The organism is Armatimonadota bacterium, assembly GCA_023511795.1.
Taxonomy (GTDB): Bacteria; Armatimonadota; UBA5829; order DTJY01; family DTJY01; genus JAIMAU01.
Window position 1 is genome coordinate 52,301 of the sequence record JAIMAU010000012.1, and the last position, 19,265, is coordinate 71,565.

The following is a 19,265-nucleotide window of genomic DNA, read 5'->3' on the forward strand; positions in this document are numbered from 1 at the left end:
TTATTTGAACAGCCAATCCACCCAGTCAAACATATTGCTATATGTTTGGCTGACAACGCATGCCGAGACGATCCCAAATACAATTAGATTGAAAAGAATGCAAACGTGCAAGCCAGCCCATTTCACCGCGTTCGCGGCCGCCACCGCCGCTTCCTCATAGTGGACAACGACTTTCTCGAGCATATCTACAATTTGCCCAGTTTGTTCACCCATTATCAAGATGCGCTGATGTTTGTCAGTTAAGTAACCAGTTGCGGCGAGGGCTTCGCTTAGCTTCATGCCAGACCGAAGAACGCTGACCTGCTTGCGCAAATCAGATGCGATGACTTCATTCTCGGCGGCCGCGGATGCCGCTTCCCATGCGGTAATGGGGAGAATGCCTGCCTTCAGGAGACGCCAAAGTATCCGCGTGAATCCAGCGATTGAGCGGAGCTTACTTGCGTGGCCGGCGATTGGCACCATTAAAAGCAGGGAGTGTCTAACACGTCTCAGGCCAGGGCGGCGGAGAATAAACAATATACCATAATAGCCGAGAATGATGACCAGCATTATTGGGAGCATGCGCATCCACGTGAAATGCCACCACTTAGCGATTCCCTCGAATACGTTTGTCACCCCTGGGGAGAATATCATTGGGGGAAGCAGGGCAAAAAGAATCAACCCAAAAGCATTTAACCAGCCAAGCCAGCAACCTATTTTGAAATAAAAGTTTACCGCTTTGTTAGCAATCTCATAATCATTAGCAATGTCGCCTACTACGATTGGCAGGAAGCCGCCAAGTTCGCCGGCTGCTACTACGCCGATGACATGTGGTGGGAACGCCTTGGGAAACCCTTCCATTGCTTGGCTAAGCTTTTCGCCGGATTGGACGCGGCTCGCCATTCGCTGAGCAATGAAACGAACGCTTTTCTTCGGGGTTTGATTAGCGATTCTAATAAGAGCTTCGTGAACGCTAACGCCAGCAACTAGAAAAGAAGCTAGACCTCTAAAAAAAACCGCCATCTCAGATGGTGGCGCCGTTGTCCGCCGCCTAGGAAAAGAAGCCAAACTAGCTCTTTGAACCTGCTGAGGCGGTTGCGCCTGCTGGCCTGGCGGTTGGACTATCAGCCTAACTTGAAAGCCCTGAGTGCTCAGACGATGCCGGACCTCTGCTTCGGAAGAGGCATTCATTACACCTCTTAGAATCTTCCCCGACTTATCTGCAACCTCATATCTAAACAGCGGCATCAACGGACCTCCGAAAGCTTGCGCACGCTTTGATTCTTCAACTCCTTGAGGACGTCGTTTGGAGTGCGTCCGTCGGGCAACGCAAGGTCGGGTGCAATTTCCGCAAGCGGCGCCATTACGAACGCCCGCTCAGTCATGCGCGGGTGTGGTATAACAAGCTCGTCCGTGTTCACTCTGACATTATTATATAAAAGAATATCGATGTCTATTATTCTTGGTCCCCATTTGAAATTGCGTACTCTCCCCATCTCCCGCTCAATTTTCAATACGACGTCGAGCAGTTCCTTTGGCGACAGGTCTGTTTCAATGGCGGCGACAGCATTCACGAAGTCTGGCTGGTCTCGAAAGCCGACGGGTGCAGTTAGGTAAAAGGAGGAGACGGCGCGAACTTTCACCTCAGGCTGTGATTCGAGTTTGTTGAGAGCCATACGGATGTTGGCCTCTCTATCGCCAAGGTTCGACCCGAGTCCAAGGAAAACGGTCGCCAAGATTTCCGCTCCTCTCGACTAATCAACAGCAAGATGATATAGTATATCTACTTTCGCGGCAGATAAAAGTATTATAGCGAACAGCAAGTCTAGATGTCCACGAAAAAGAAAGAGCAGGCGGAATCTGCGAAATAATTAATGAAAAGGATAATCATCGGCACAGCTGGACACGTAGACCACGGAAAAACCACGCTCATCAAGGCGCTAACGGGCATAGACACTGACCGCCTCAAAGAAGAGAAAGAGCGCGGGATGACGATTGACCTTGGATTCGCGATGCTCAATCTCCCAAATGGCTTGCGAGTTGGCATCGTTGACGTTCCTGGGCACGAGCGGTTCATCAAGAACATGCTTGCGGGCGCTGGCGGAGTTGACGTTGCGCTCATGGTAATCGCCGCAAATGAATCCGTTATGCCGCAGACCATGGAACACCTCGATATTCTCCGCCTTCTTGATGTGAAGCACGGCGTAATTGCGCTCACAAAGGTTGACCTTGTCGAGCCTGAGTTCCTCGAAATTGTAAAGGAAGACATCTGCAGTCGGCTGGCGAACACTTTTCTCGAAGACGCTCAGATTATACCTGTCTCTGTGATGACCAATGTTGGAATCCCCGAACTTCTTTCAGCGCTGGAGGACGTTTGCAGTCGTGTGCCGCAACGGGATTCCCTTGGTCCGTTTCGCGTGCCTATTGACCGCGTTTTCACAGTAACAGGGTTCGGCACGGTCGTCACGGGGACGCTTGTATCGGGCACGGTTAGGACAGGCGATGCCGCTGAAATTCTCCCAAAGGGAATTAACACAAGGATTCGCGGCATCCAGGTTCACGGACAAAAAGTGGAGGCGGCAGAAGCAGGAAGCAGGGTTGCGCTGAATCTCGCTGGGGTTGAACTTCCGGACATCGAGCGCGGCGACGTTTGCGCGACCCCTGGGATTTTAAAGGCTTCCAAGTTGCTTGACCTAAAGCTGACTCTCCTAAAGAACATCCCAAAGCCGCTTGCAAATAGAGCGCGCGTGAGGTTTCATATTGGAACGGCGGAAGTAATTGGGAGGATTGTTCTTCTTGACCGCGATGAGGTCGGGGCAGGCGAAGAAGCATTCGCCCAGTTTAGAGCGGAGACTCCTGTAGTAGCAATGAAAAATGACCGCTTTGTAATCCGCACTTATTCACCAATGCTTACAATCGGCGGAGGAATTATCATTGAATCGTCAGCACGAAGGCACAAACGCTTTGACGAGTCAGTTATTGCACTGCTTGAAGAAACCAGCTCCGGTACACCATTTGCGACGATTGAGCAAATTCTCAAGCGTGCCGACGCTGGAATAACCCCTGCAGAAATAATTAAGAGTTCTGAACTTACATCTCTAGACATTCAGGAACTGCTAGAAAAACTGAAAGCCGCTGGTCATGTCATTGAGCTTGAAAGCGGACGCCTATTTCATGCCTCGGTCATTGCCTCATATGCCGATAAGATTTACAAATCGCTTGTTGATTACCATTCTCGCCACGCGCTTAAACTAGGAATGCAAAAGGAAGAGCTCCGAAGAACCGCATGTAAACTTCTTGACAACAAAACATTTACGGCTCTTCTCACCAAACTCATGAACGAAGGGAAAATAAATATGTCGGAGGCACTAATCTCGCTGCCCGACTATTCGCCAAAGCTCAACTCCAAACAGCAGGCGGCTTGTGAATTCATTATTTCAGAACTACGGCGCACAGGTTTGAACGCTCCCTCAGACGATGAACTTCTTCAAGGAACTGGACTGCCGATTGTGGAAGCAAAGGAGATAATGGAACTGCTCGTACACCGGGGTGAGGTCATAAAGATTACCGATGGGCTTTACCTTCATCCGTCGGTTGTTAGCCAAGCAGAAAAGCTTATTCGCGAATACCTTGAGAAGAATGGCAAGCTGACTGTTGCCCAAGCGCGTGATATCCTTGGCTCATCGCGGAAGTATATTATTCCGTTAATGGAATACTTTGACAAAAAGCGCATTACGCGCCGCCTTGGCGACGAGAGGATACTTTTAAAGGAAGCGTAGATTCGAATTCTTTCAATTCTTTCTCGGTCTTTGGCGGCTTGATTTTGCCTTCAATAATCGCCTGTTTGAGCTCCTCAATCATATCCATCGTGCCAGGCGGAAGAACTTGTTTTGTATACTTCATTGGGCTCAGGCCGACTCCACCCTCTTTTAACCCCAGGATACGATCGCCTGGCTTAAAAGTATGCATGACAACTGACTTGCAAGTTGAGTAAACAGCATTATCCACGCGCTTCATCATGCTCGTGAGTACTCTTCCTGGCGCAATATAATCCTGGTCTGCATCTACACCAATTGCAAAAAAGCCCTGCCCCTTTAGCTTTGCTGCCTCAATTACACCAAGGCCACAAGACCCAGAAGCATGAAAAACAATATCTGCACCCCTACCGAACTGCGAAAGTGCAAGCTCCTTGCCGCGTGCGGGATCATCCCACCTTCCCGTGTAAGCTGTAAAGACCTTTATGCCCGGGTGCGTAGCCATTGCGCCAGCTTTGTAGCCACACTCAAAGCGCTTTATTAGCGGTACTTCCATTCCACCCACGAACCCAATTTTTCCCGTCTTCGTAACCATTCCTGCCAATGCCCCAGCCAGAAAACAGCCTTCCTCTTCGCGAAACTTGAGCGCTACTGCATTTGAGGTATTAGGTGCATTTCCATCGATGATTGCGAACTTAGTTTTAGGGAATTTTGGCGCAACTTGGGCAAGAGCATCCTCCATTAGGAATCCAACTGCAAAGATTATGTCATACCCTTGTTCTGCGAACTTCCGAAGGTTTGGTGCATAATCAGCTTGTTCCTTTGATTCCAGAAACTTTATTTCTATTCCAAAATCTTTTCCAGCTCTTTGAAGACCTTCCCAAGCCATTGCATTGAATGACATATCGCCAATGCCGCCAACATCAGTAACCACTGCGGCCTTTAGTTTGCCTTCCGAGGGAGCTTGTTTGGGTTTTGAACAACCGGAAACACAAAATAAGAAGAAGAGCAAAATTAGAAGAGGTATAGTGAAAATAGTCCAACGACTCATATATCACCCCGCAAGCCGAATATCCAAATAGAATATTCGACTCGCATCGAGGGCAAACCTTCACTATCCTTTGTGCAGTGATTCGCCATCTGCATCTAAAGCGGCTTCTTTAACAACTTCCGAGAGGGTTGGATGAGCATGAACCGCGCGCCCGATTACGTCAATCGTTGCCTCTGCTTCCATTCCGATTACTACTTCGTGGATTAAATCGGTTGCATGAGGGCCAATCATGTGGCAACCAAGAACCTCACCATATTTAGCATCCGTGATAAACTTGACGAATCCAGTTGTTTCACCTAGCCCCAAAGCTTTTCCGTTCGCTCGGAAGTAAAACTTGCCAACGCGGTAGTTAATCTCTGCGCGCTTGGCTTGGTCTTCAGTCATTCCTACCCCTGCGACTTCAGGATTGGTGTAGACTGCGGAGGGCACCGTGTTGTATTTCATCTTGCTTGACCTGCCCATTATGTTCTCAGCGGCAACGATGCCCTCTTCCGACGCCTTATGTGCAAGCATCATTCCACCAACTGCATCGCCAATCGCATAAATTCGCGGGATGTTGGTCTGCATGCGCTCATCCACTTTAATCCCCTTCTGGTCGAAGGCAACGCCGACCTCCTCCAACCCAAGGTTCTCCGTGATAGGTCGGCGTCCGACTGCTACCAGTAGTTTATCGGCAATAATCTGTTGCTGAGATTCCGAAGAAACAACAGTAGCGAGAACCTGGTTATCCCTTTCCTCTACCTGTGAAACGCGAGAATCGGTAAGGATTCGAATGCCTATCTTTTCTAGGGACTTTCTAAGCTCCTCTGCAACCTCAGAGTCACCACCAGGGAGAATTTGAGGCATCAGCTCTACAATCGTAACCTCCGAGCCGAATTTGCGGAACATATAACCCCATTCAAGGCCTATTGCACCACCGCCAATGATGAGGAGGCTACCAGGAAGTTCGGTAGCCGCAAGGGCGTCATCGCTATCCCAAATGTTCTTGCCTTGCAGACCAGGAATTGGAAGCTGAACAGGCTCAGAGCCGGTTGCGATAATAATACTTTGCCCAGCGATTTTTTCTTTTTTGCCGTCTTCGAATGTTACCTCAACGGTAGTGCGAGAAGCGAGGCGCGCAGTTCCTTTTACCACACGAATGCTATGCTTTTTCATTAGGAAATGCAAGCCAGAAACCAACTGCTTGACGACTTTTTCTCTGCGTTCTACAACCTTTTTGTAATCCAACGAAACCGTGTTCACCGTAAAACCAAACTCTGAACCGCCGCGGAGGGCAAGGTCATAAGCGTTGGCACTCGACAGCATAGCTTTTGTAGGAATGCAGCCCTTGTTTAGGCAGACGCCTCCCAGTTCATTCTTTTCTATAAGAACAACTTTGCCGCCTAGCTGTGCCGCGCGAATTGCCGCTACATATCCACCTGGGCCGCCGCCAATAATTACTACATCAGCTGAAACTGGAAACGGCTGGTTCATCATTTCCTCGACCTGCTGAATTAGATGCTCACTATTTTTCGTTTCCATATCTAGTTGGGGCAAAAATGAAGCGAAAACAGCGGAGGCAGGTTCGCGAACAATGCCGGCGGCAGAAATCCCTTTTATGCTCGTTGTGTATTTTTCCAAATCCTCCATGCCCTCCACCTCCGGTAAGCGTCTTAATGTAATTATGACCCGCTTTGTCGCGGGTCAACCGTCCCGGGCATGTTTTTTAAAATGCCGTCTTACTTTAGCAGAACGGTCCCTTATATGTCAATTGAAGATTCTACCGCCAATTTGCTAATTAATAGTAGTGCAGAGAAAGATTATGGCTAGCCGCAAATCAAGATAAAAACGTATTGCAAAGTTTCAAGCAAAACAAAAATAATATTTCGACCTAGTCAATAAAACTTCATAATGTTTTTAGCGGCTAATTATCAACCTTTCGCACCATATTGTGGCCAGGGACAATTTTACCAAGGATGACGTGGTGCTTTGCTCCAGTTGCGGATGGCACGTTCGAAGGCTGAAGATGGATAGCTTCGCTTGCCAATAAAGCGACTGAGAGGGCTTCCTTTGCCTTGTTATTGATACCAAAGTCTTCATGGGTCATAACTTTTACCCCTCGCAATCCTTCCGCAAGCATTCTCATAAGCGTTGGATTCTCTGCACCCCTACCACCAACAATCAATTCATCTGGCAGTTTTGGAAGCCATTTGTGGTAGCTGTGAATTATGGTACGGGCGACAAATGCTGTAACCGTAGCAACAAGATCCTCAATGGGCAAGCTTCCAAACTCCTTGAGAATTACCCCTGCGAATTCTCGCCCAAAATCGCCTGGGCTTGCAGCCTTTGGAGGACGCTTTTTAAGAAATGGATGGTCTAGAATTCGCCCCAGCATAACCTTGTCAATTTTGCCATTTGCTGCAAGCGTGCCTCCCGCATCATAGCTGAGCTTACCATCCGTTGCTTTGTAGACCACTTCATCTATAAGGGTGCTTCCTGGTCCTGTAACAAATCCGATTACATCATTCAGCCCTGTTCTGCCAGGAAGGTAGGTAATACTGCCCTTGTCTCCTATTTGCTGAACCGCTCTACCTCTATTTGCCATATGAAACAAGATGTAATCTGAATATGCCATTAGTGGTTCGCCCTGGCCCCCAGCCGCCATGTCAGCTGCTTGAAAGTTAGCAACAACAGTAACGCCTGTTCGATTGGCAATCACAGCCGGTTCGCCAATATTCAAAACCGAGACTGCCCACATTCCTCCAATTTCTACTTGCTGAGTCTGATGAATTATGGTTTGGCCATGCGAGCCGATTAAATCAATTTGGGACACTGATAATCCATTTTGCTTTGCTAAATCAACAGCAAACGCGGCAAAAAGCTCTCCAAGTACAAAACTAAGCGCTGAGATTGAATCTATGTTGCCAACCAATGAGTTGGACTGCTGAGAAATGACTTCTCTGATTCGTGCGTGGTAAGGATAGTATTTGTAATCGAGAAATCGAAGCCGAGAGTCTAGCCCAAAACCCTCAATTTCAACAAGCGCGGCGTCTACCCCGGCACCCGATGCGGCCGGCATCAAGCCAATAACCTTAAGTGTATCCTGACCATTTATTTCCATAGCCCACCTCGCATATTGCCCATTGGAGCACCTGGTTTATTGTCTTAATAAGCTTATTTTGGTATAATTCCAGTGGAAAAATTGTGCAATTTTTATCTTTATAGAGAGGTGATGCTATGCCAACGTACGGTTACGAATGCACGAGATGCGGTTACCGATTTGAAGTCTTCCAAAGAATAACCGACGAGCCCATCACCGAATGTGAAAAATGCAATGGTGAAGTTCGCAAGCTCTTCTTTCCGGTAGGCATAGTTTTTAAAGGCACAGGGTTTCATGTCACAGACTACAGGAAACCTGACAAGAAAGATGGTGACGGGCGCAAACCCGAATTTTCTCTCCCGTCAGATACCTCTTCGGAGAAGGCGGAATCTACAACATCCTAACCTTCCCTTATATATTCACCCATTCCAAGAGTTTTCTTTATAAAGGAAGCGGGCACCATGATGCGGCCATCTTGGACAAGCGCTTCCTTTTCCATTATTACTGGCTGAAAGTTAACTATTGCCTCTGCACTACCAAGTTGCAGGGTAATATCGTACTCTGAAGAGAGTGCCCGAACTGTCTTGGACTCGCCATCCCATACGATTGTTCCTTTTACAGCCTCAAAGACGGGCCTTATCGGAACCATCAAAACCTCACCTTGAGGTTGGGGTATCCGAAGCTTATCGCCGATTCTTATGAGGCTTGGGTCTTTTATATCATTTAGACTGATAAGCTTTGCGACTGGCACGTCAAACTCATTGGCGATGCGAATTAAGCTATCGCCTTCTTTTACTATATACTCCGACATAATCTCTTGCTTAGTTTGGAAGGCATCTGTCTTTGCCTTGTCATCAGGTGCTTGAACAGCAATGCCAGGCTCATTGCGAATAGATTCAATTGCGCCGGCAACCGACGACTTAACAATCTGCACTTCGGGTGCACCTTGCGCATCCGGCTCAAGAGATGAGTTTTTCTCGCCATTAAGCTTCTCATGCACAACTTCTGCAACAATCGGTGTTGTTCGTTTATATTCTTCAATGACTGAACTCACCTTAACTACGGGTTCTTTGGCAACATCCGACTTCTTGGGCGAACTCGTAGGGAGCGCGCGAGTAGACGGCGCTACTACTGGAGCACCTTTTGAAGGATTCTTCACTATTACTCGAACCGGCTTTGAGTCTCGGCGATTATCTAAGTTGTCAATGGCCTTGACTTCGATTGTATGCGGACCGTTTGGCACCTCAGTAGTATCCCACTCGTAAGTATACGGCGGGAAGTTCCTCATTGCCTTGACTACTTTGTCAATCGAGATTGTTACATATGGCGGTTGGCCGCTATTGTCGCGGGCCTGTATCTCTATTTTCACCTTCCCCGAAATCGTCTGCCCTTCAGTGGGATTGAGTACAGCCACTTGAGGCGGCTCGGTATCCAGCTCTTTTGACTTATTGGATACCGTAACAACACACGTTGCCATTGCCAAGTACTGCTCGCCAGCGAACATCTGAATATCCAACCTGTGGCTGCCGTCTTTGGTGCGAACTGTATCCCAAAGAAAACCAGCATTACCTTTTGAAACAGGCGGATTGAACGTTCTCTCCGAAATGAATTTGCCGTCCAAATAGACTTTTATGGACGAAACTTGTTGTTTATCATTCGAACGAAACTCTGCCAAAACCTGAACTTTACTGCCAGATATCACTGCGCCGTTTTTAGGTGAAGTAATAACAATTGTAGGAAGGTCCGATTCAGTGCTGTTTTGTGCGAATAAAATAGTCGCAGTAATTAAAAGGAAAAAGACGACACTGAAGGTGATTCTATAGTACGCTCTGTCCATTCAATTACCACCTTCCTGGTGTTCTAAAAGAGCCATGAAAAGCTAGTCCCCGGTGGGCAATCTATCATATTATGACTTCAAAGTCAAGTTGCCCAACTCAAGCTATAGGTTTTTCTCCATAATCCAGAATATTCTGGAAACAACTGCCCCGCCAACTTTCCAATAGAAATAAAGAGGCCCGACGGCGCAAATATGGCATACAGGATATCCCTTCTCCCTCATGTCATCCATGCACCGCAGGAAAAGGACCCCTCCAATTCCACATCCCCTTAGGGACTGCGATGTTCCCATTGGCCCAAACCATCCTGGCCGCACAGCATCATAGGCGGCAAATCCTAGATATCTTTTCTCGCGCTCGGCAACAAAAACGGTCGGCGGCTTTAAATCACATGCAAAAACAACTTGGTGCTGCCAGCCTTGCGACCATCCATCTTCAGCCATCCAAGCAAGAAAAGCTTCTTTTTCGGTTGAATCTAATCGCCGAACAGTAATGCCTTGCTCGGCAATCCGACTTTCAAGCGTCTTATCTGCAAAGGTACGATTTTCAAGAGCCAAATCCATGTTGTAGCTAATTTTCGTTCGCGTAAACCCCCGCCGCAAAAGAAAAGCTATTGCAGGAGTATACGCATTTGCATCTATACCAGGGGTAAAATAATGTGGCCTTGCCCACCCTGCTTCTAATTTTTGAACCCCAAGCTCCTTGAACCGTTTTTCTATCCTGTTTAAAAGCGCTGTGGCAATTCCCTTTCCTCGATATTCGGTTTCCGTCGCCCAAGCCTTCAAGAAGCCCACACGATTATCATCCATAGTTCGAACTACTGCATCCATAAACGCAATGGGCTTATCAGATTCAAAAGCCGCTAGGGAAAGCTCCTGGCTATAGTTCGGGTCACCTAGAACCTTATATCTGAACAAATCAAGAGGCAGCTTATCGCACTCGGCAACGTTCCGCTGATAGATTTCCCATACTTTGGCTACATTATTTTCCGCAATGGGCTGAATTTCCATTTTCAAGAACTTCTCCCAACCTAGTGTGCTCTAAGGATAGCAAAAGTTCGACCAGTGAGAATCCTCGTAAATCCTTGCTTCGATATCTATGCCAAAGAATTCGCCGATTGGCGCAAGGATTTCTGGGTTCTGCTTCCAAACTGTGTGCAACGCATTGCGAACAATCTGCACACCCTCAGGTGTCATTCTTCCAAGCGGCTGGCGGGCGGGACCGGCAGGCATTCCAAGGCCGTTCATGAGAACCTTAATGCCCAGAGGATTGCGGAAACGGTCCTGTACAACCACAACCTCGCCATTGGGCAGGCAACGCTTACTTTCGGCTTTGACTGTTACTATGCCGAAGAGTGGATTCAAAGCATCTCTGAGGGCCGTGGCGGCTTCCAAATTGCCGCTAAGGATATTCGCCACCATTTGTGCGACGGCTTTCGGCGCAACGTTCGAGATAACTGAAATTACGCCTTGAGCCTTTATCGAAGATGACGTCATCATTTTGAAGGTCAAATCATCATCTCCTGAGAGAATGGCAAAATCACCACCAAGAAGCTCTCTTGTTCGCGCCATCCGCTCGAGGTCTCCCGTCGCCTCTTTGACCGCTCGAATATTGGGATACTCATCCGCAAGGATTGCAAGGTCCTCAACCGCAAGCGCGGTGCCAGACCGACCAGGAATAACGTAAGGCACAAAGAATACCTCAGGAAACATTTCCGCTAGCACGCCGTAGTACTCGTTGCGCAGTTCCAACGATGACGGCCCATTGTAGTAACAATCTACGAGAAGAGCTGCTTTAGCGCCATTTTCAAAAGCATGCTCTGTGCTCTCAGCCGCTTCCTGGGTTGAATTGCTTCCTGTGCCCGCAATGACCTGACAGCGGCCCGCACTCATGTCAAGACAAACTTTGATTACAGAATTGTGCTCGTCCCAACTCAGCGTTGGAGACTCGCCTGTTGTCCCAGTCGGAACCAAACCAGTAATCCCTTGCTCTATCTGGAATTGGATATTCTTTTCAAGACCCTCCCAATCAATTTCGCCATCCGCTGTCATCGGAGTAATAAGCGCAGTCCATGCCCCTCGAAAATCCATTGCTACCTCCCAAAGTCAGTTTGGCTTATTGTAAACTGCTATGCTCAATTTGGCAAGCCACCATCTTGTTTGCAAGTTTACAAAACAAAAAAGCCTTTCAGCAAAGGAAAGGCTTATAGGGCATTCAGCTTAATATTTGAAATTGCAAAGAGACGCAAAAGATACTTTGTGTGCAAGGCAAAAATTGCCTCAAAGCCGCATAATAGAGGTAAACTGCAAAGTGTTTAAAGGGGCGCTTTCGCCTAGGTGACTTTTTCTAACCTAATTTTGGTTAGATCCTTTTTATCCATCGTAGCCACACCGATTACTTTGTCGGCACCGCCGTAGTAAACATAATACCGGCCATTCATTGAAATTGCGCCGCATGTAAAAACAACATTCGGAACTAACCCAACTTTCTCATAATCCATTTCAGGGCTTAGGACAGGTTCAGCAGACCTACCTATGACCTTAGAAGGGTCTTCTAGGTCTAGAAGCAGTATTCCGAGCCGATAATTGCGGTTGTGGTCAACGCCATGGTAGAAATTCAGCCAGCCATACTCGGTTTTGATAGGCGGTGCACCAGCGCCAATGCGATTGCAGTCCCACGAATCAGGCTGAACATGCATAAGCACTTTATGGTCATGCCAGTGGATAAGGTCTTCGGAATATGCAATCCAAATATTAGGAAAGATTCGGTGCAGCATTACGTACTTGCCTTTTATCTTTTCAGGAAACAACACAACATCTTTGTTGTCCATATCAGGCAAGATGCAGCCATGCTTTTTGAAGGTCTTAAAATCGGTGGTTGACAAGAGACCCACGCGACAGCGCCAAGGCACAGTGTGAATAGCAGACGGATGAACCTCACAACAGGGATAAACCGAAACACCTGTGTATGTAATGTAGTAGGTGTCATCTATGCGGGTAATCCGAGGGTCCTCAACTCCTAACCGCTCCAGCTCATCGCCGACAGATTCATAAATTGGCATGCTGTGACGCTCAATCACGTCCAAGCCATTTTTGCTAGCGGCATAGCCAAAACGAGACACACCATCCTCACCGATTGCCCGATAGATAATATGGACAGTTCCATTCGATCTTGCGGCTGCACAATTAAAGACTGCTTTATTCTCCCACCAGCGCTCGGTGGGCGTAAGTACGGGATTACCTTCGTAACGCTCTAGCTCCATTGGTAGACCTTAAAACTCTAACTGGTTCTAAAGTTTGTTTTGGAGATTTTTCTTTCATGCGGCAACTGCGCCAGCACAATGCAAACAAGCATTCTTTTCTATCAAAATACTATCACAAAAACACCGAAGTGTCAAGATTCTATAACACTTATGTCACACTTTCGTCTAACTTTGATTCTTTTCCCCTATGAATTGTTCCACGATTTGCTGAACTCTTCATAGTGCTTTCTTATGCTATGCGAAGATTGTCTTATTGGCAAGAGGTTTCAGCAATTTTTTGTAGAATTTTTGATGAAATGATGCACATCAAACCGATGAGTAACCATCTTCTGCGAAAAGTAGCGGTACTTTCAATATTCGGAATAAGCTTGGCAAACCTTAGCAGTGTGAAAGCCGAGTGCTTAGAAGGATTCGTTAAGAGCCCCTGGTTTAATGAACAGGTACGGGAAATACGAAATGACTCAGGAATACGGATGCTCATAAACGCTCCTGCACCCTTCCGCCATGACCTCCCTACTCTAGCTATTTTTTACGGAACACCAAACGGAAATACTATCGAACAAACCTTGGGAACCGCGATGGTAGAATGCCTTGACTGGCGTTTTGATATTCAGCACATCGCCGCACAAACTCGGCTTCTGAGAAGGTTGGACAAGAAAAGGAATATAGTGCTCATATGCATGGAAACCAGCGAGTTGAGCTGGCCTGCTTGGCGCCGGCAACATTCCAACGACACTCAGATTATCCGCAAGACCATTGAAGACGCATTGGGCGAAATCCCTTGCCAAGAGAAAAAAGCAGTGCTAGCCGCCCACAGCGGTGGAGGAAGCATGATTTTCGGCTTCATTGACGCATACAATTCCATTCCATCTTGGGTAAACAGGATTGTCTTCTTGGATGCAAACTATAGCTACTCCGACGACGAACGCCATGGCGACAAACTTTTCGCCTGGCTTCAAGCAAATCCTGGCACCAGTCTAGTAGTAATTGCCTACGACGACCGGCGGATAAGATTCAACGGCAAACTTGTTGTGGGACCTACAGGCGGCACATTTCGTGCATCACATCGAATGCTGGGCTACTTTGAGAAGCTAGTTTCCTTCCGAAGGTTATCGCTAGGCGACTTTGATATATATAGTGCTTTTGTGCCTCGCACTAGTGTGCCCGCTAAACAAAATAGCAACGCATCTTGCATCAGCTTTCTAATCAACCGCAATCCCTTGAATAAGATTCTGCATACAGCGCTAGTTGGCGAGATGAATGGCTATTTGGAAGCACTGACTATAGGCACAATGCTTGAGGAAAAGTGGGGCAAATTCGGCGGCCAACGTGCCTATGTTAAGTGGATTCAACCAACGGCATCAACAAACATACCAAGACGTCCTAGGCATGCCGCAGACGGCACTTCAGTAATGAAAAAAGTTGGCAACACCTCGCTGTCAAATCGAGAAAAGATTATCCTAAAAGAACTCAAGAGCGGCAATATGCCTGAATTTCTAAGGCAATTCAAAACCATTTCTTTTAAGGCAAGGGATGCAAATGGCAAAGAACACTCAATTTGCTTCTACACCATGCCTGACTACTTGGCGGTAGGATCTAATAAAAACTTTGCGCGAGTGCCATTAACGCCAATGTCTGCTCAAGCGATTGCAGACTTTTTTAAATGCTCGCTACCGACTCGCAAGATGGTGGACGAGATTTACCGGCAAGCCGAAGTAAAGCTGGAACCCAAACCGCTTACCGAAAAACGCGAGGCTGTCGAAACCTTTATAAAGCACAACTCAATCATCGAGGAACAACACGAAGGAAAGCCGTTCGGAGCACTCGTTGCGGGCATAAAGAAAGACGTAGTAATCACAAACCTCCCCGAGGGTCGCTTAGACCACGTTGCAATTTACGGTTGGCACAGGCTTGATGGCACACCAATCCAACCGCTATCTACGGTGCATGTTAATTGGTACGTGGATTACAGCCATGGGATTCGCTTGGTTAAACGGACGGTCATCGTAGACGGTAAGCCCTGTGACATCCGCAATGTGCTTCAAGACCCGATTCTCTGTTCATTATTAAGCGACGAAGGACCGATTACAAGACCGTTTTACAGCGCCCAAATTCATTCAAACGTCGAGAAAAGCAAATGATTATCCCCCTATTAAGATAGTACACCCACAAAGCTTTGAAGTTTTCGGTGATAAAACCACCCACTGCAGTTAAGCTCCCTTATACCTCGCTAACCTCAACCACACAACCCGTCTCCAGAGACCTAATCGCAGCATGAATAACCCTTTGGGCGGCTAGTCCGTCGGCGCCAGAACCATCAATATCATCAGGCGATGCTCCCTCAGAAACCTGGTGTAAAAACCGGTGAATACGGTCCCTGAAAGTATCGTTAAAATCTCGGTATCCGCCAAAAATTGGGTTTGTATAGACTTGCTTGATAAGGTCACCAGCGGGATAGAGCGTAACCTCCCGCCACATATCTTCCAGAACAAAACGGCCCTTTACGCCGGCAACTTCACACCGCTCCATCGGGTGGCCTCGAGCAATATCGTAGCTGCTCGTTAGGTGGCCAACTGCGCCGTTTTCGAACTGCATATTAATCGAAGCTGTTGACCAAATTTTCCTGCCGGGGGCTTTCATTGCAAAGCACTGCACGCGAACAATCTCACCACAATAGTAACGCATCATATCAACCGAATGCGGATTTAATGCTTTTATGTGGAAATAAGGCGAATCAAACTCTCCCTGTCTACCAATCCACAGCGCCATGTTAATAAAAAGGAGATCCCCAAGAAGGCCCTCATCTATCCACTGCTTTGCAAGGCGAGCGGCTGGCGTGAAGCGGTGGTTGAAGTTGATGCCAAAGCAAAGATTCAGCTCCTTCGCAGTGCGAACCATTTCTTCTGCTCTTGCTAAATCATTGCAAATTGGCTTCTCGCAGAGTATATGACTGCCCGACTTCAGAGCAAGCATCGCAGGTTCATAATGGTCGCTGCAGTACTCGTATCCGCCTGTTGTTATGCTGCACACATCCGGTCGGCATGCGTCAAGCATTTCCTGGTCATCGGTGTACCATGGAACGCCCAGACGTTCACCTGCCGCCTTCGCTCGTTCGGGGATAATGTCACAGACGCCCACTAGTTCGGCAAGTTCATCGCTTTTATATATGTCGGCATGGAGGTTTCCAATCGGCCCCATGCCAATGGTACAGACGCGCAACATTAGCCTTATGCCCCATTAAGAATTTGCAATTTCCTGTAGAGTTTTGGCTATAATTCCTGCCAACCAAGGAAATTACAGTTTTTCTTGACCCCTTTGCCGCTGAAGCTCCCTAGCCTGAAGCGCCTCAGCTGCTTTGGGTGAACCTATGTACAAGGTATTGTAAGCCTCCTCGCTGGATTTAAACGGCGCTCCGTGTCCATGCCAATTCAAGTTCGTGAAGATTGGATTCCTTCTGCCTGTCTCCTGCTCTCGCTTTTTAATCCATTCCTGCATTCGCGCCTCAAGCATTCGCACAATTTCTGGCTCTTCTTCAGCAATGTTAAAGTTTTCTTCAGGATCCTTGACTAGGTTATACAGCTCAACCTCTGGCTTGAAGTGAAAATCGGGCTCAAGGGCATGGATTAGCTTCCATTCTGGTGTGCGCCATCCATGTTTTCTCATCCATGTAGCCTCTGTGATATAAAACTCGGGCTCTTGTTCGCGAGGTTTGCCCTCAAAAAGCGGAGTTAGACTCCTTCCGTCAAAATTAATATCGGTTTCTATTTCCAACAAATCTAAAATCGTAGGAGCGATATCCTTCATTTGAACATAATCAGAAAAGCGCTTTCCAGCTGGAACTTTGCGAGGGAAAACGAACACCAGCGGAATGTGCAACGTGCAGTCGTAAAGTCCATGGTGGTCAAACCAGCACTCATGGTCGTACAGAGTTTCGCCGTGGTCTGCGTCTATTACAACAAGTGTATTTTCCTTTATCCCCAGGTGCTCAATCGTAGCAAATATGTTCGCAATGCAGGCATCCATATAAGCAATTGCGCCGTCATACTGAGCAATGATGTAGTCTTTATCTGTACATCCCGGAGGAAACCAGCTTGCAAAAAAGTCGCAGAACGGCTTGAACTTCATTACTGGCTCAAGGGATTTATTGTTTGGGTCACATTCGTTTCCGTCGTAGAATATTCTTTCGAAAGGGCGAGGCGGCAAATATGGAGCGTGAGGGTCCATGTGCCTCAAGAAAAGAAAGAAAGGCTTATCTTCTGCCGCAAGACGTTTGAGTTCGGGAATGGCGACATTGTTTAAGTTCTCTGCTTTGTGGCTTCTTCCTTCCTCCCAGGAACCCCAGCCAGGGAAATCCAAATACTTCTGGAACCCTCTAGATGCAGGATTACCGCTAAATCCTACACAAGTTGTGTTGTATCCATTCTCCCCCAGAATCTCAGCCAACGTTTTCAGATGGTTGCCAAGACCCCCTTGATGCCTCAAAGCTACAACGTCAGTACCGAATACATCCATGCCAGTAAACATTGAGGCATATCCTGGCGTTGTCGGGATGTGCGGACTGTAACACTTCTCAAAAACAGCGCCGCCTGCCGCAAACTTATCTATATGCGGAGTTGTTAGCCTAGGATAGCCATACAAACTCATATTATCTGCGCGCAAGCTGTCAATTCCAAATAGAATAAGATTTGGTTTTTTCATGTTTTCTCCTCAACCTACAAGTAAAAGCAATTTTTGGCATTGTCCACTAATACTTTTTTCAAGAATAGCTTTTAATCATAATATTTCCGAACTCCTGCAAACATATTAAAAAACAAAGCTCCAACGGCTTGCGTATTTACAAAGTGGAATTTTCGCAACAAAGACAGCTTTACTAGGCTTGCTAATTTGGTATTTTGCAAAGCACATATAATTGAATATGCTTGCAATGAAAGGACAAATGTTTTGGTATAATAGTATGTTAATATATTGGTTTTTGGATGTCCTGCCGCGGATTTAAAGCCAAACAAATGGACGCAAAGTGGAGGCAAAATTAAATGACCGAAGAGACCTTGGAAAGCAAGACTCGCCTGCAGACCGTTCTCGACACAATACCATCGGGAATAATTATCCTCGAAGGACCTGAGCAACGGGTAACATATATGAACAGGCATGCTCAAGAGTTCTTCCAAGTTCCCCCAGAGATTGGAATGCCCCTACCTGCTTATGCAGTTGCAAATAAACTAATGCATCCAGATGGCAGACCTTATCTCGTAAGCGAACTTCCGATGAGTCGTGCGCTAAATAAAGGTGAAACTGTCTACAATGACGAGCTAGTAATTGAAACACCTTCAGGCAAACGAAACTATCTGCTTTTAAGTGCGGCACCACTCCGCGACCAAGAGGGAAAAGTTGTCGGCGTAGTAGCATCCACCGAAAATATAACGCCCTTGGTAGAAGCTAGAGAAGCACTTAAGCAAGCGTATGAGAGAGAACGGCGAATCTCCGAAACCCTTCAGAGGGCTTTCTTTTCGGAAATTCCGGAGAAGACCGATTCACTTCGCATCGTCAGCGCATACAAGGCGGCTTTAGAAGAAGCCGCAATTGGTGGAGACTTCTACGACGTATTCAAGCCATCTCCCCACATCATCGCAATAGCCATCGGTGACGTGTCGGGAAAAGGGGTCGAAGCGGCCGTGCATACGGCACTAGCAAAATACTCGCTAAGAGCTTATGCTTATCAGGACCCATCACCGTCTTTTGTCATGGAAAGCCTGAATAACGCTGTCTATCATCAAATATCCAAGGAGGCGTTCATAACCTTATTTTACGGGATTGCAGATTTAAAAGAAGGCACAATTCGCTTTGTGACGGCTGGTCACGAACCACCGCTCTTAATAAATAATGAAGTCGAAGAATTAGCACTTACTGGAACAGCTATTGGAATTGCCGAGCATGAGAAATACGAAGAGTGCAAGATACCGTTTAGAAGCGGCAGTCTTCTGCTCTACACGGATGGCGTTACAGAGGCAAGAGGAAAATACGGCTTTTTTGGGCGGGACAAGCTCAAAGAATTTGCCTTATCCCACAAACACGAAGAACCTTCGGCATTTGTGAACTCACTGCTTGAAGAAATCAATAAGTGGTGCGACGGGCACTTAAAAGACGACGTAGCACTGCTGTACGTGAAAGCCACGTCATAGTTCGACGCGAACATGCCCTCCAACAACAAACCCACTCGCTAAGCACAACTGATTCAGCGGCTGTCATCGGCTGACGTATGTAGGGATGAAGGGTGTGAAGGGTTTTTGCACTCCAATCTATTTTT

At 47.2% G+C, this 19,265-nt stretch carries 15 protein-coding genes; 4 read left to right on the forward strand and 11 right to left on the reverse strand.

All coding sequences use genetic code 11. From position 1 onward, the window contains the following. Together K6T99_10150 and folK are read right to left on the reverse strand one after the other, a co-directional pair. Positions 1-1,227 (reverse strand): type II secretion system F family protein, encoded by a 1,227-nt coding sequence (locus tag K6T99_10150; GenBank protein ID MCL6520182.1) that lies wholly within the window; start codon positions 1,225-1,227, stop codon positions 1-3. Further along, positions 1,227-1,715 (reverse strand): 2-amino-4-hydroxy-6-hydroxymethyldihydropteridine diphosphokinase, encoded by a 489-nt coding sequence (folK, locus tag K6T99_10155; protein MCL6520183.1) that lies wholly within the window; start codon positions 1,713-1,715, stop codon positions 1,227-1,229. Before folK ends, K6T99_10150 begins: the two co-directional genes overlap by 1 nt. A gap of 138 nt (positions 1,716-1,853) precedes the next feature. On the opposite strand from folK, the gene selB reads away from it, so the two are divergent. After that, positions 1,854-3,758, forward strand: coding sequence for a selenocysteine-specific translation elongation factor (selB, locus tag K6T99_10160; GenBank protein MCL6520184.1), 1,905 nt, complete (start codon positions 1,854-1,856; stop codon positions 3,756-3,758). Here the strand turns inward: selB and K6T99_10165 are convergent. The 3 genes from K6T99_10165 to K6T99_10175 form a co-directional block, all read right to left on the reverse strand. Next, a complete protein-coding gene (locus K6T99_10165; GenBank protein ID MCL6520185.1) occupies positions 3,712-4,785 on the reverse strand; it encodes a BMP family ABC transporter substrate-binding protein in 1,074 nt (357 codons plus the stop codon). The two genes, selB and K6T99_10165, sit on opposite strands and share 47 nt — an antisense overlap. 63 nt (positions 4,786-4,848) lie before the next feature. Continuing rightward, positions 4,849-6,414: a dihydrolipoyl dehydrogenase gene (gene lpdA / locus K6T99_10170; GenBank protein ID MCL6520186.1), complete on the reverse strand. Its 1,566-nt coding sequence runs from the start codon at positions 6,412-6,414 to the stop codon at positions 4,849-4,851. A gap of 274 nt (positions 6,415-6,688) precedes the next feature. Then, the gene (locus K6T99_10175; GenBank protein MCL6520187.1) at positions 6,689-7,885 is read right to left on the reverse strand and encodes an anhydro-N-acetylmuramic acid kinase; all 1,197 of its coding nucleotides are present in this window, start codon (positions 7,883-7,885) and stop codon (positions 6,689-6,691) included. A gap of 116 nt (positions 7,886-8,001) precedes the next feature. Here K6T99_10175 and K6T99_10180 point away from each other — a divergent pair, with 116 nt between their 5' ends. Further along, positions 8,002-8,268 carry a zinc ribbon domain-containing protein gene (locus K6T99_10180; protein MCL6520188.1) on the forward strand — a complete coding sequence of 89 codons (267 nt, stop codon included), beginning with the start codon at positions 8,002-8,004 and terminating at the stop codon, positions 8,266-8,268. Here the strand turns inward: K6T99_10180 and K6T99_10185 are convergent. The 4 genes from K6T99_10185 to K6T99_10200 all read right to left on the reverse strand — a co-directional run bounded on the left by K6T99_10185 (position 8,265) and on the right by K6T99_10200 (position 12,961). Then, a complete protein-coding gene (locus K6T99_10185) occupies positions 8,265-9,701 on the reverse strand; it encodes a LysM peptidoglycan-binding domain-containing protein (protein MCL6520189.1) in 1,437 nt (478 codons plus the stop codon). The genes K6T99_10180 and K6T99_10185 overlap by 4 nt on opposite strands. Before the next feature lie 102 nt (positions 9,702-9,803). Continuing rightward, positions 9,804-10,709, reverse strand: coding sequence for a GNAT family N-acetyltransferase (locus K6T99_10190; GenBank protein MCL6520190.1), 906 nt, complete (start codon positions 10,707-10,709; stop codon positions 9,804-9,806). A 30-nt stretch (positions 10,710-10,739) separates the two neighbouring features. Then, entirely contained in the window at positions 10,740-11,789 is a 1,050-nt protein-coding gene (gene dapA / locus K6T99_10195; GenBank protein ID MCL6520191.1) for a 4-hydroxy-tetrahydrodipicolinate synthase, read from the reverse strand. Between the two features lie 242 nt (positions 11,790-12,031). After that, positions 12,032-12,961 (reverse strand): glycosidase, encoded by a 930-nt coding sequence (locus K6T99_10200; protein ID MCL6520192.1) that lies wholly within the window; start codon positions 12,959-12,961, stop codon positions 12,032-12,034. A gap of 314 nt (positions 12,962-13,275) precedes the next feature. On the opposite strand from K6T99_10200, the gene K6T99_10205 reads away from it, so the two are divergent. Beyond that, positions 13,276-15,102, forward strand: coding sequence for a hypothetical protein (locus K6T99_10205; protein ID MCL6520193.1), 1,827 nt, complete (start codon positions 13,276-13,278; stop codon positions 15,100-15,102). 79 nt (positions 15,103-15,181) lie between these two features. On the opposite strand, the gene K6T99_10210 is transcribed toward K6T99_10205, so the two are convergent. Together K6T99_10210 and K6T99_10215 are read right to left on the reverse strand one after the other, a co-directional pair. Beyond that, positions 15,182-16,183 (reverse strand): Gfo/Idh/MocA family oxidoreductase, encoded by a 1,002-nt coding sequence (locus tag K6T99_10210; protein MCL6520194.1) that lies wholly within the window; start codon positions 16,181-16,183, stop codon positions 15,182-15,184. Positions 16,184-16,255: 72 nt separating this feature from the next. Continuing rightward, positions 16,256-17,659, reverse strand: a complete 1,404-nt coding sequence (locus tag K6T99_10215; protein ID MCL6520195.1) for a sulfatase-like hydrolase/transferase — start codon at positions 17,657-17,659, stop codon at positions 16,256-16,258. 335 nt (positions 17,660-17,994) lie between these two features. On the opposite strand from K6T99_10215, the gene K6T99_10220 reads away from it, so the two are divergent. After that, the gene (locus K6T99_10220; GenBank protein MCL6520196.1) at positions 17,995-19,140 is read left to right on the forward strand and encodes a SpoIIE family protein phosphatase; all 1,146 of its coding nucleotides are present in this window, start codon (positions 17,995-17,997) and stop codon (positions 19,138-19,140) included. Positions 19,141-19,265: the final 125 nt, after the last annotated feature.